The following is a 12,501-nucleotide window of genomic DNA, read 5'->3' as shown; positions in this document are numbered from 1 at the left end:
GATTACTTATTAGCGATGGCTTGCTCTATTGCAGCAATAAGTTCTGCTACGCACTTTTCTCTTTGTGGCATATCATTACCTTTTAAACTGTGTTCAACCGCTGAAGCGCTTTGGTAAATTTCATCAAAGTTAAAACAACCAGCGCTGCCCTTAATACTGTGGGCAAGGGCGCGTAATGTCTCGCAATCTTGGCTGTTATATAGGGTTTTTATCTGTTGCAAATAATCTGGCAAACTTGCTAAATAGTTTGCGTTTATTTGCTGAAACTTTTCGCTCTTCAATAAGCTATCCCACTTATTTTGGTTATCACGCTCAAGGTGTAAATAGCTAACTAATACATTTTCTAGTGCGTCTTTATCAATAGGTTTTCCCAGCGCTTCATCACAGCCTGCTTCAAGGTAAGTATCAATATCATGATTCATCACATTCGCGGTTAGGGCGATAATTGGGCCATCGTAGGCTGCATCTCTAAGCATTTTAGTCGCTTCTAACCCACCCATAACCGGCATTTGCATATCCATGATTATAAGCTGGTAGTCGTTTACTAATGCCATTTCTACAGCTTGTGCACCATTGTTGGCTATATCGGGCTCTAATCCCCATGTTTGTAATAGCAATTTAATCAATAACTGATTATCGGGGTTATCTTCTGCGACCAAAATTTGTGCATCAAAGCTGTTGCTCGCAAAAGATAGCTGCGGATCCTTTTCTGGTGTTAGTTGAGAGTGTTCGGTTAATAATAAATTGCCGCCAAGGCTATTATTCAAATGGCAATCTATATCGATAGTAAAGCAACTACCCACGCCCACCTCACTGGTTACACTTACATCCCCACCTAACAATTGAGCCAAATTTTTTGATATACACAGCCCCAATCCCGTACCACCAAACCGACGTGTCGTTGTGGCATCGGCTTGCTCAAATGGCGTAAACAATCGATTAATTTGGTTTGACGACATACCAATGCCGGTATCTTCTATAACAAAGGTAAGCGTTTTTGGTGCTTGGTATTTAGCGGTTATAGTAACCTGACCTTGCTCAGTAAATTTAACCGCATTACTGGCAATATTAATGAGTATTTGCTTTAAGCGAGTAATATCACTATTAATAGTATGCGGTAGCGGAAGTGTATAATTAATTGTAAATGATAGCTGTTTCTCTTGTGCTAAAGGTTTAATGATTGATTCAACATCATGAATAAGCTGTACAACATTTAGCGGCGTTTTTTCAACCGCGAGTTTTTCGGCTTCAATTTTTGAAAGATCGAGAATATTATTAATAAGCTCTAACAAATGTTTTGAATTACGTAGAATAGTACCTAAATGGTGTTTGTCATTGGTTGCTTTTTCGCTGTGCAGTAGTTGCTCTGTAAATCCCATAATAGCTGTAAGCGGGGTGCGAATTTCATGACTCATATTGGCTAAAAAGCGGCTTTTAAGCTGGTTTGCTTGTTCTGCTTGGGCTATGGCGGTTTCAAGCTTGCTGTTCATCGATTCAAGCGCCTTAGTCCGGCTTTCTACTTTGTCTTCTAAGTGATGCTTATATTCTTCAAGTTGCTGTTGATAATGCTTAATTTGGTTAATCATGTGATTAAAGTCGTTAAACAGTATCCCTACTTCATCCGTAGTATAAGCAGGTAGTGTAACAGAGAGATCGCCATCACCAACGCGATGACTTGCTTCACCTAATAATTCTATTGGGTTAAGCAGTAAATTACGCACCACAATAAAAATTAAGATTGGGAGGGTGATCACAGAAATAATTACAATTAGCCCGGTGATCACACTAATTGCTTTACCCGATTGATATAACACCGCTTTAGGAATAGTCGACACATAATAGTAGCCGCCACTCATTTGGGCGGCAAAAATTAGTCGCTCTATTTTATCAACACTTGAAAGCTCAATAGTTGATAAGCTACCTATATCAGCTAGATCGTTAATTTTATTTAATTCATATTTAGTAACATAGTGGCCGCGCATTTTATAATCAGAGCTAAATAAAATTTTACCATCGCTGGCCAGTAATAAATTTAAGGTGTTGTTATAAGGCGCTTCTAAAATACTGGTGTTTAAAATAGAGGGGTCTACTTTAAGAATAATAAAGCCTAGCTGTTGTGGGCGTTTTAAATAATAGTCGACGCTATATATGCGCTGTACAAAGTATAAATTGGTGGTGCCATCTTCTTTTTGCACCATAAACTGCTGCTGACTTAAATTACTTTGTTTTACTTGATCAAAAAATGGGTAGGATTTGGGCGCTACGGTTAAATTACTGGAGTAATAGGCGTCACTTTTACCGGTTTTTGAGATTAAGTTAATACTAATAATGTCAGGGTAGGCTTCACTGTAACTGGCAAATACGTCCATTAACGCGCCAAGGCGATAGGTATAGCTGGCGTCTTCAAATAAATCTTTAGCTAAAAAGTCACTTAGTACCGGTGAAGCAGAGAGTAACTTAGCCGTTGCATGAAAAGAATCGATATAGTTGAATACTTTTTGCTGCTGTTGTTCTACAAAGCGACTCATGATCAAGTCGGCTTGTTTTTGCGTGGAGTTGGTTACATTAGTGAGCGTAAAGCCCCCTAAAAATAACAACGGCAGTATAACCAGTGGAGTTATATACCATAATAATCGAATACTTAGCTTACTGGTTTTCATTACCCAACATCAAATCTTCCATGTAATTGACCAATAATATGATTTACAGCATTATTACTCAAGCTTGGTGTTAAGTTAGTGGGCAATTTATATCGATATTGTTAATAATAATTGGAAACACCAATATTAATCGCTTCATTAAAAAAGATCCGTTAATAACTAACCATTGATTGTTTATAGCGCCAAGATCAGCGAAAATAGTCTTCAATTACGATTAACTTAACGGATAGCATCACAAGAACTAATTTGGGTTCTTGTTGGGGTATGTTGAGCTTTAGAGGTTAGCTTGTTTTTAGCCTTAAAAGCTCAGCATACTAAAATATAAATACATCCGTATATCAACTAAAAGAACCTTTTTAATGGCAGACCAAAATCTCCTTAGCGAAATTAATAAACGCCGTACCTTTGCGATCATCTCGCATCCGGATGCGGGTAAAACCACTATCACTGAAAAAGTATTGTTATTCGGACAAGCAATTCAAAAAGCTGGAACGGTTAAAGGCCGTGGTTCTAATCAGCATGCTAAGTCGGATTGGATGGAAATGGAAAAAGAGCGTGGTATTTCTGTTACTACCTCTGTAATGCAATTTCCATATAACAATGCGTTAGTTAATTTACTTGATACCCCAGGACACGAAGACTTCTCTGAAGATACATACCGAACTTTAACCGCGGTAGATTCGTGTTTAATGGTCATTGATGCTGCTAAAGGTGTAGAAGAACGTACCCGTAAGCTAATGGAAGTAACACGCCTGCGTACCACGCCTATTGTTACCTTTATGAATAAATGTGACCGTGATATTCGCGACCCAATGGAACTACTCGACGAAGTAGAAACAGAGCTAAATATTGCCTGTGCACCTGTTACTTGGCCCATTGGCTGTGGTAAAGAGTTTAAAGGTGTTTACCATATCCATAACGAAGAGACCATTTTATATAAAACGGGTCAAGGTCACACTATTCAAGAAGTACGCAGCATTAAAGGGCTCGATAACCCTGAGCTTGACCAAGCCATTGGTGATGAACTTGCAGCGCAATTACGTGACGAGTTAGAGTTGGTTATTGGTGCATCACACGAATTTGATTTAGATCTATTCTTAGCGGGTGAGTTATCGCCTGTGTATTTTGGTACCGCACTTGGTAACTTTGGTGTAGATCATGTTTTAGATGGGTTAACTCAATGGGCGCCAACCCCATTACCACGTGAGACTGAAGATCGCCAAGTTGTAGCCACAGAAGAAAACTTCACTGGGTTTGTATTTAAAATTCAGGCTAACATGGATCCAAAGCACCGCGACCGTATTGCCTTTATGCGTATTGTATCGGGTAAATATAGCCAAGGCATGAAAATGAATCATGTGCGTATCGGTAAACAAGTTAGTATTTCTGATGCGGTAACCTTTATGGCGGGCGATCGTGAGCGTGCGGCTGATGCTTACGCTGGTGATATCATTGGATTACACAACCACGGTACGATTCAAATTGGTGATACTTTTACCCAAGGTGAAAAAATTAAGTTTAGCGGTATTCCAAACTTCGCCCCTGAACTGTTCCGCCGAATTCGCCTGCGCGATCCATTAAAACAAAAACAGTTATTAAAAGGGTTGGTACAGCTTTCAGAAGAGGGCGCAGTACAAGTATTCAGACCATTAATTAATAATGACTTAATTGTAGGTGCGGTAGGTGTGTTGCAGTTTGATGTGGTTGTAGCGCGTTTAAAAGCTGAGTACAACGTTGATGCAATTTACGAAAGCGTTAATGTAAATACAGCCCGCTGGGTTAGCTGTGATGATGTTAAAAAGTTTGAAGAGTTTAAACGTAAGTGCGAAAGCAACTTAGCACTCGATGGTGGCGATAATTTAACTTACATCGCGCCGAGTCGTGTAAACCTTAATTTGTCGACTGAGCGTTACCCTGAAGTGACATTTAACCACACGCGTGAAAACTAGAATTAACACAAAGCCTGCTTTGGCGGGCTTATAAAGGTAAATAATATAATGAATATTCGTACTATTTTAGTAGAAAAAGCCATTGCCGCTATGACCGCCGCAGGCCTGCCAGAAGATACTAACCCAGCGGTTACGCAAAGCACACGCCCACAGTTTGGTGATTACCAAATTAATGGCGCGATGGGCGCAGCTAAAAAAATGAAAAGCAACCCGCGTGAATTGGCACAAAAAATTATTGATCAGTTAGATGTGAGTGACATTGCTGAAAAAACTGAAATTGCTGGCCCTGGTTTTATTAATATTCACTTAAAGCCTGAGTTTTTAGCACAAAGCGTACAAGCCGCTAATAATCACGCAAAACTTGCGGTAAACGAGCATGCCAAACCACAAAAAGTAGTGGTTGATTACTCATCGCCTAACCTTGCAAAAGAAATGCACGTAGGTCACTTACGCTCAACTATTATTGGTGATGCGGTAGTACGCGCACTTGAATTTAGAGGCGATACCGTTGTACGTCAAAATCACATGGGTGATTGGGGTACACAATTTGGCATGTTGATTGCGCATTTAGAAGATCAAATTAACCAAGGTGTTGATTTAGACACTGTTGCGCTTGCTGACTTAGAAACCTTTTACCGCGATGCAAAAAAACGTTTTGATGACGAAGAAGGCTTTGCCGATAAAGCACGTAACTACGTAGTTAAACTGCAAGGTGGCGACGCACACTGTGAAAAACTGTGGAAACTATTTATTGCCACTTCAGTGAAGCACTCTGAGGAAGTATATAAGCGTTTAAACGTAACCCTTACGCCTGCCGATATTATGGCTGAAAGTGCTTATAACAGTGAACTTAACGATATTATTAGCCTATTAAAAGATAAAAATATTGCAGTAGAGTCGCAAGGCGCACAGGTGGTATTTTTAGATGAACTGGCAAATAAAGACGGTGATCCTTCAGCGTTTATCGTGCAAAAATCAGGTGGCGGCTTCTTATATGCAACCACAGATTTAGCCGCGTGTGATTACCGTTCAAACAAACTAGGCGCTGAGCGTATTTTAATATTTGTTGATGCGCGCCAGAGCCTTCACTTTAATCAAGTGGAGCTTACTGCGCGTAAAGCTGGTTTATTACGTGATGAAACCAGTTACGAGTTTTGCCCATTTGGCACCATGATGGGTGCTGATGGCAAACCATTTAAAACCCGTACAGGCGGCACGGTAAAATTAGCTGATTTACTTGAAGAGTCAATCACTCGCGCAGCAGCCAAACTCGCTGAGCGTGAATCAGATTTATCTGACGAAGATCGTAGTGAAATTGCTCGTAAAGTGGGTATTGGCGCGGTTAAATACGCAGATCTTTCTAAGCATCGTACCAGCGATTACATTTTTAACTGGGACAGCATGCTAAGCTTTGAAGGCGCAACAGCCCCTTACTTACAATATGCGTATACGCGCGTTCGTAGCATTTTCCGTAAGTCTGGCGTTGATGCTGCAAGCTTAAAGGCTGATGTGAGCATTATTGAGCCGCAAGAGAAAACGCTCGCGCTTAAATTATTGCAGTTAGAAGAAGTCCTTGATCTGATGATCAATGAAGCCACACCGCACGTACTATGTGGTTACTTATACGAACTAGCTAGCCTATACATGACATTCTATGAAGCTTGCCCAGTACTTAAAGAGGGCGTAGAGCCAAGTGTTCGTGATAGCCGTTTAGTGTTGTGTAATTTAGTGGCAGATACGCTGAAAACAGGATTAGATCTACTAGGTATCGAAGTCATGGAGCAAATGTAATCACCGTCGTATTTTAATCTAATACTGCGTTGTCCACTCGACTGACCCTAATCACATACAACTACGTATGCTCATAGGGATAAGTCGAGTGTCCGCCTTATCTTAGACTAAACTACTTAGGTGAGCGTCTGCTGCGTGTAGTTCGCTTTAGCTGCGTTGTCGTGCTTTTTTAGCCTAAGTCACATACATAAATGTATGTTCCTCGGCATAAAAAAGCACGCCGCCTTGTCAGCACTCCTACACTTGCAGATACAGAGTTTGCTGTAGGTTGGGTTGAGTGTAACGAAACCCAAAAATACTAAGTTACATACAAAAATGTATGCTCCTTGGCTTAAAAAGCACTCCGCCTTGTCTTAGGCTAAACACTTAGGTGGATTTTGCTGCAGGTTGGGTTGAGTGTAACGAAACCCAACATTTAGCTAGAACCTAGAGGGAATTTTATGAAACTCGAAGATATTCGTCGTGAATACCTGCAAGATGCGCTTAGTGAAGACAACTTGCTTGAAGATCCGTTTAAGCAGTTTGAAACTTGGCTAGAGCATGCTGTTGGTAGTAACTTGCCTGATCCTACAGCAATGGTGGTCGCTACGGTCGATGAAACCGGTCAGCCTTCACAGCGTATTGTGTTGCTAAAGCATTTAGATGATAACGGTTTTGTGTTTTTTACTAATACCGGTTCACGTAAAGCACAAGAACTAAAAGGCAATAATAAAATTTCCTTGCACTTCCCATGGCACCATATGGAGCGCCAAGTGATTGTATACGGCGAGGCAAAACCATTACCTACAGCGGCAGTCGCTAAATACTTTCTATCTCGACCTAAAGAAAGTCAATTAGCCGCATGGGCGTCGCAACAAAGCCGTCCAATTTCGTCGCGTAAAGTGCTAATGGAAACGTTTACCAACATGAAAAACAAGTTCGCTAAAGGTGAAATTCCGCTCCCTGACTTTTGGGGGGGGTATTGTGTTGTGCCGCAAAAAATCGAGTTTTGGCAAGGTGGAGCGCATCGTTTACATGATCGCTTTATGTATCAGCGTCAAGCCGAAAATAGCTGGCAAATAACCCGCTTAAACCCTTAGTTGGCTACTGGTTTTGCAATTTATAGACTCACACTGTCATCTCGATTTTAGTGAGTTTGATACAAATCGGGAATCGCTTATTAATGCCTGTGTAGCAAAGGGCATTAATCAATTTATTGTGCCAGGCATTAGCTTGGCGCAGTCTCAAAAACTACTCGAGTTTAAAGCAACCTACCCACAAATTAGAATAGCTGCAGGGCTACATCCTTATTTTTTAGAGCAACATCAGCAATCGCACTTAGAATCACTGTATAACTTTGCTAAAACAAACAAAACTCAGCTTGTGGCTATTGGGGAATGCGGGCTAGATCGCAGTATCGAAAACCTTGAAAAACAAACCTTTCTGTTTGAGCAACAAATAGCGCTTGCTAATGAGCTAGAGTTACCGCTGATTGTGCATCACAGACAAAGCCATGATTTAATAGCGCAATCGTTTAAGCGTTGTAAACCTAAGAATGGCGGTGTGATCCATGCTTTTTCAGGCTCAATACAACAAGCACAGTATTATATAAAAATGGGCTTTAAGCTTGGAGTGGGTGGGGTTATCACCTATGAGCGGGCTGCTAAAACTCGTGCGGTTGTAGCAAAGCTTGAGTCACAGCATTTAGTGCTGGAAACTGACTCACCTTCAATGCCGCTAAATGGTTATCAGGGAGAAATAAATACCCCATTGCATATTCCTAACGTATTTGATGCGCTCTATGCTTTAAAGTCAAATAGCGATAAATATCGATTAGCTGAGCAGCTTTATGATTCGTGCTCTGACGTTTTTTGTATATAACGATTTACTTGCCAGCGTTTTAACCCTCGGCCTAATTGCCAAGTAAAAATACAAGCAATCACTAGCATAAGTAATACTTGGCGGCCTAAATCGTGAAAATGATTATGGCTTGAAGATACCGCAGCACGCGTTAAATAGGTAATAGATACAAAGCCAATAGGGCGATTGTCGTCAGAAATAACTTGTTCAACAAACGGTGTTTTTAACTTACTAATGCCAGGCGATGAGTCTGGTAGTAAGCCATATACATGATGTGATTGCCAATTATCGCTGCTTGCAAGCACTACACCTTGTTTATCATAAATGGTGGCCGAAAGAACAAACTCATCTTTACTGATATTGTTGCACAAGGTGGTGAGCTGCGATTTGTTTTTCTCTATCAGCGGGTTTTTGGCATTCAGTGCCATAAACTGAGTGAGTGACTTGGCTGCACTATCAGCACTATCATATAGTAGTTGATGGCTTTGAAAGCTACTGTTTATTCCTACCCAGCTTAATAATACAAAGCAGCCAGCGGCCAATAATAAACGAATTAGACGCTTTTTTTGCGAGGCTGTAAGTGGATTTTTAAGATGGTTATTTTTCATAGTCACCGTTTATGCTGCTGACAGCATTTTGATTTGATGTTACAACTACACTATAACCCTAAATCCCCCCTGATGGCGAATTTTGTATCTCATATCCTTATTATCAATGAGCTAAATGTCAGGAAATATAAACGGAGATCCCATGTCGAACGCGAACATGGCACAGCAAAGCGCTGAGCTATTATCATCATCACTTATTCTTAATAAATGGTTTAGCTACCAACAAGGTGTTTTTACACCACTAAATACAACACCAAACAGAAACCACGGGTTATTTAGTATTGCATTTAGCGGTGATTTTAATATTCAGCATATTAATAGCATTATTGAGTTCTTTGCGGCTCACCAGCAAAAAGTAACGGCTATTTGTCAATATCAGCCAGATTTAGGGTTATCTCCGGCATTATGTTTTTATATAGAAAATGCAGAGCGTGTAATAAATCCACTTGAACTTCAAACTTTTGCAAATACCTTGGCGTGTCAGTTAGTGCAAGTAACCTGTCCCCCTGATTTACAAAAACCTGGGTTATTGGTAATGGATATGGATTCAACAGCCATTACTATTGAGTGTATTGATGAAATTGCACGCTTGGCTAATGTATACGACGAGGTTGCCAGCGTGACCGCGCAGGCAATGGCAGGCAAGCTTGATTTTAGTGAAAGCTTACACCAGCGTGTTGCCAAGCTTGAAGGCATTGAAAAGAGTTTAATTGATGAGCTTAAAAGTACACTGCCTTTAATGCCCGGTATCAAAGCGTTATGCCAAATTTTAAAACACCATGATTGGTATTTAGCGATTGCATCGGGCGGCTTTGTGCCGTTTGCTGAGCGAGTACAGGAGCTGATTAATTTAGATGAAGTGCATGCCAATGTACTTGAATTTAAAGACAATAAACTAACAGGTAAAGTGTTAGGTGGGATTGTTGATGCTGAGCAAAAAGCGGTTGTTTTAAATGCGCTACAACAAAAGCTGGGGCTTGAAAAATGCCAAACAGTTGCCATAGGCGATGGCGCAAACGATTTAAAAATGATGGCTCAAGCTGGCTTAGGCGTTGCTGTACATGGTAAACCAAAAGTAGTTGAGCAAGCCCAAGCAGCTATTTGCCAAGGCTCGTTATTGCAACTGTTATATATGCTGGCGGTTCCGCTAAACCCATCACAGGTTTAACGTAAACGATTTAACCAGATGAGCTTTCGTCTAGACATTTGCTCAACCTGTTGTTGGTTGAGCGCTAGATGCTCAAGCGCTTCATCACTGACATCAATAATATCGCCAACACCTGATACAGACCACAAAGCATCCTCTAAGTCTTTGGCCTTGTGAATTGCGTATTGGCTGACGTATTTTAGCTCGTTTGCTAGGTAGTCAGTATCGAGTCGACCAGTGCGTGAAATATATAAACGCATTATAAAAATCAGCTCAGATTTAAGCCCTTTACTTACTTGCTGTTTAAACTCGCTGCAGTCAGTACCTAAAACACATTGGCTGGTAATAGCATCCGCTATATTATCTTTTTTAGGATCAAAGTTAATTATTAAACTAAACTCTAATGGTGGATCTTGGCGGGTACGCTCTTTAATATTAGGGGTGATCACATCAATAATATGCGCTTTAGTAATAATATCCGATAAGTCTGTTTTAGCATTTAATAAGGAAAAATTTTGCAGAATAATATGCAGTGGGCTTGGATATAAACCAAATCCCATAGCGCCAATTTCAAAATGCGCCATTGATTTATGTAAATAAATCGGAAACTGGCAAAGCGTTTTGGTTACCATATTTCTAAGTGCTGTAGAAAGCCCGGGTACTTTAGGTGATTCTTCTGCTATTTTTAATTTTTGTTTATTGCTACTTATTAAAAGAGTAAAAAAATCGACCCCAGTATGAGATGAGCCTTTATCTACATACGCTTTCAAATTAATGGTAGTCAGCGATTTACTCACAGCCATTACTTCATATTGAATAAGATTTAATGAATAGTTTTTAGTAATTTTTTGCAAATCAGGAAATGATAGCGAAACAATATCGCCTTTTTTAAAGTTCACTTCTTGATTGCACTCTAGCTGTAAGCCAAATATTGAAAAATCACGGGTATGCCCATGTAATACCGCATCACGAGTATTAATCACAACATTAGTTTTGTATAAATAGCGTTTATTAGAGCGAAGATTTACATACTCTAGAGGCACAGTATTAAGTTCCGGTGGCGATGCGTGCTTACTGTGGCCAAAATATTTTAATTTATTGGCTAAGGCTTTATCAAATTCATATTGTTGATAATGTTGTTGTTCATGCTCATTACCAACTTGGGTAAGTAGCATTAAATACTTAACGTCTTTTATTGCGCCTTCAACACGTGGTGAAGGTGGTTTATTTAGTTTTTCAATATCTTTGCCTAAAGAGTTAGGTAAAGATAAAGGAATATAAGCATCTTCAGTATGACTCGGCATTAGTTGTAATTTAAAGCAGCGCCAACTGTCTCTTCGGCTACCAAAACCAAAAAATAACGCTTTTAATTTTGCTTGTTGCTCAAGCTCTGAGCGAGTGGCTGAGTAATAATAAATTTTTCCTGCAGAGACATGGGTAAAGGTATACAAATACTCTTCTTTTACTGCAATCGGTTTTAGCGCCAAGGTACGAATACGCTTATGATTTAACACATTGTAAAGGCATGATTTTTTGCGTTCATCAGTAAAATAACGCTGAATAAATAAACTGTTTTCAGTAGTTAAGCTCAGGCTAGGATAATAAACGCCGTTTTGCTGGCTAATAAAAACATATAAAGAATTAACCCTAGGTATATAATATTGTTCATACCCTTTAGAAATAACTGCATCGAGGGTGTTATCTAAATTCACTTTATAACGGCGTTTATTGCCATGAATAAAGCTTTCTAAAAAACGATCAAACGCGCTGTTATTTTCTTCAAATGTACGCTTCAAGCGGATATGATTAAATTCTTCTGAGGTGTTTTCTATTGCAACGACTTCATATTTAACGCCACTTTTGAGGCCAAGCTGAAAATCTTGCTCTAAGCCTACTAGGTGCATATTTATAAGCTGACCTTTTTTTAAGCGATAGCGCGACGCTAACTTAATTTTACAGCCACTGATTGAAATATCAGAGGTACTTGCATCGATTTTTGCTTGTCCGTCATACTCAATAGTAATTTTAATTGAGTAATTCATCCGCTCTTCACTGCGATTTTCATAAGCTGCAAATTTAATTACATCGGTAGACAATTCGCGCGATGATTCAATTTCTTTAGGTGGGGTAGTCGTTGATTTTTGTTGTAATACGCGATAATTATTTTCGGTATTCATTACCGCTTCGTATACTGCAAGAGTATAGTCTTTATGTTGTTTTATAGCCGCTTCGAATACTTCAATAGCGGTGTCATCCATAAAGTGCTGCTTGCCTTTGTATTCATAAGGTTTTACTTGACCAGTGACTAAACTACGCAGATCAATAAAACGGTCTATCGGCTGAGATAAACGCGACATTTCCATTTTTATTAAAAACTGCTCGGGTTTAGTTAACTCGGCGGTTTTTGTCTTGAAAATGAGATCAAATTTAGGATTTCCTAAATACTGTTTTAATTCATCTACAAGCGCTTCATGCTTGAGCAATACGTCATCAGCCATTTATAAATC

General features: G+C 39.7%; 8 protein-coding genes. 5 read left to right on the top strand and 3 right to left on the bottom strand.

The window, feature by feature from the left end; genetic code table 11:
* Positions 1-2: 2 nt before the first annotated feature.
* A complete protein-coding gene (locus AC0VZ5_RS12370; protein ID WP_475473067.1) occupies positions 3-2,660 on the bottom strand; it encodes an ATP-binding protein in 2,658 nt (885 codons plus the stop codon).
* A gap of 359 nt (positions 2,661-3,019) precedes the next feature.
* Between AC0VZ5_RS12370 and prfC the strand changes: the two genes are divergently transcribed.
* The 4 genes from prfC (at position 3,020) to AC0VZ5_RS12350 (ending at position 8,260) form a co-directional block, all read left to right on the top strand.
* Positions 3,020-4,609, top strand: a complete 1,590-nt coding sequence (gene prfC, locus AC0VZ5_RS12365) for a peptide chain release factor 3 (protein ID WP_010387708.1) — start codon at positions 3,020-3,022, stop codon at positions 4,607-4,609.
* Positions 4,610-4,657: 48 nt separating this feature from the next.
* Positions 4,658-6,400: an arginine--tRNA ligase gene (gene argS / locus AC0VZ5_RS12360; RefSeq protein ID WP_475473065.1), complete on the top strand. Its 1,743-nt coding sequence runs from the start codon at positions 4,658-4,660 to the stop codon at positions 6,398-6,400.
* 440 nt (positions 6,401-6,840) lie between these two features.
* The gene (gene pdxH / locus AC0VZ5_RS12355; protein ID WP_475473063.1) at positions 6,841-7,479 is read left to right on the top strand and encodes a pyridoxamine 5'-phosphate oxidase; all 639 of its coding nucleotides are present in this window, start codon (positions 6,841-6,843) and stop codon (positions 7,477-7,479) included.
* Between the two features lie 13 nt (positions 7,480-7,492).
* Positions 7,493-8,260: a TatD family hydrolase gene (locus AC0VZ5_RS12350; RefSeq protein WP_475473061.1), complete on the top strand. Its 768-nt coding sequence runs from the start codon at positions 7,493-7,495 to the stop codon at positions 8,258-8,260.
* Here AC0VZ5_RS12350 and AC0VZ5_RS12345 read toward each other — a convergent pair.
* Complete coding sequence (locus tag AC0VZ5_RS12345; protein ID WP_138608770.1) at positions 8,227-8,847, bottom strand: AhpA/YtjB family protein; 621 nt, start codon at positions 8,845-8,847, stop codon at positions 8,227-8,229. The two genes, AC0VZ5_RS12350 and AC0VZ5_RS12345, sit on opposite strands and share 34 nt — an antisense overlap.
* Positions 8,848-8,989: 142 nt before the next feature.
* On the opposite strand from AC0VZ5_RS12345, the gene serB reads away from it, so the two are divergent.
* The gene (gene serB, locus AC0VZ5_RS12340; protein WP_475473059.1) at positions 8,990-10,015 is read left to right on the top strand and encodes a phosphoserine phosphatase SerB; all 1,026 of its coding nucleotides are present in this window, start codon (positions 8,990-8,992) and stop codon (positions 10,013-10,015) included.
* Here the strand turns inward: serB and AC0VZ5_RS12335 are convergent.
* Complete coding sequence (locus AC0VZ5_RS12335; protein WP_475473058.1) at positions 10,012-12,492, bottom strand: PilZ domain-containing protein; 2,481 nt, start codon at positions 12,490-12,492, stop codon at positions 10,012-10,014. The two genes, serB and AC0VZ5_RS12335, sit on opposite strands and share 4 nt — an antisense overlap.
* Positions 12,493-12,501: the final 9 nt, after the last annotated feature.

Source organism: Pseudoalteromonas sp. QJM3NY_12 (assembly GCF_056173165.1).
The sequence above is the reverse complement of the archived record's forward strand: the minus strand, read 5'-3'. Positions and strand labels throughout refer to the sequence as shown.